1 protein-coding gene and 1 pseudogene are annotated in these 1064 nt (G+C 75.2%); both read left to right on the top strand.

What is annotated here, in order from left to right; translation table 11 throughout:
* A pseudogene (locus tag HMPREF3105_RS00375) lies at positions 1 to 383 on the top strand (aminopeptidase N); the annotation flags it as partial.
* 91 nt (positions 384 to 474) lie between these two features.
* Positions 475 to 1064: OsmC family protein (locus HMPREF3105_RS00370; RefSeq protein ID WP_210401403.1), on the top strand; the 590-nt coding region annotated here is incomplete at its 3' end.

The raw sequence follows: 1064 nt of genomic DNA, 5'->3' as shown, positions 1-1064 counted from the left end.
CCGAGGCGAAGCGCGCGGTCTGGGACCGGGTGATGGCCGGCGAACTGTCCAACACGGAGCAGCGCCAGGCCCTGATCGGGTTCGCCCGGGTCCATGACGCCGCGCTGATCGCGCCCTTCGCGGACGCCTACTTCGAGGGCGTCGAGGCGATGTGGGACTCCCGTTCTCACGAGATGGCCGAGACCGCCGCGACGCTGGGCTACCCGACCGCCCAGGTCACCCCGGAGATCGCCGACCGCGCCACCGCCCTGTCCGAGCGGCTGGCCGACACCCGCGCGGGGCTGTCCCGCGTCCTCGCCGAGGGCCGGGACGAGACGATCCGCGCCCTGGCCGCGCGCGAGCACGCGACGGCGCACGTGCATCAGGTCCACGCCGGGGCCTGAACCGGGCGGGGGCTGGTGGGCATTCCACGGAAGATGCCCTCCAGCACCGCCCCCGCCGCCGTCGAGGCGCGGGCTGGCTAGGCTGGAACCCATGAAGCACACCTTCTCCCTGCGCACCGAGTGGACGGGCGACCGCGGCTCGGGCACCTCCGGCGTCCGCGACTACGACCGCTCCGTGGTGATCCAGGACGCCGCCGTCGGCGAGATCCAGGCCTCGGCCGCCCGCCCCTTCCGCGGCGACGACTCGAAGTGGAACCCGGAGACCCTCCTGCTCGGCGCGCTCGCCGAGTGCCACGTGCTCTCGTACCTCCATGTCGCGGCGACCTCCGGGGTCGTGGTCACGGGGATGACGTGCGGGGTCGAGGGCGAGCTCGAGGTGGACGGCGACGGCGCCGGGCGGTTCATCGCGATCACGCTGCGGCCCGAGGTCACGCTGCAGGACGAGGCCGACCGGGAGCGGGCCGAGGCCCTCCACGCCGAGGCGCACCGGCTGTGCTTCATCGCGAACTCGCTCTCGGCCCCGGTCACCGTCGAGCCGGTCCGCCCCGAGGCCCTGCCCACCGGCACGCCGACGCTGCCGGACCACTCCGCGCGCCTGGGCGCCCCCCTGGCGGTGCTGCGGCCGCGCGTCGCCAAGGGCCCGTCCCGTGTGACGGGCCTGGCGGAGCGGCCCACCGAGGT

The organism is Micrococcus sp. HMSC31B01 (genome assembly GCF_001816085.1).
Classification (GTDB): domain Bacteria; phylum Actinomycetota; class Actinomycetes; order Actinomycetales; family Micrococcaceae; genus Micrococcus; species Micrococcus luteus.
The sequence above is the reverse complement of the archived record's forward strand: the minus strand, read 5'-3'. Positions and strand labels throughout refer to the sequence as shown.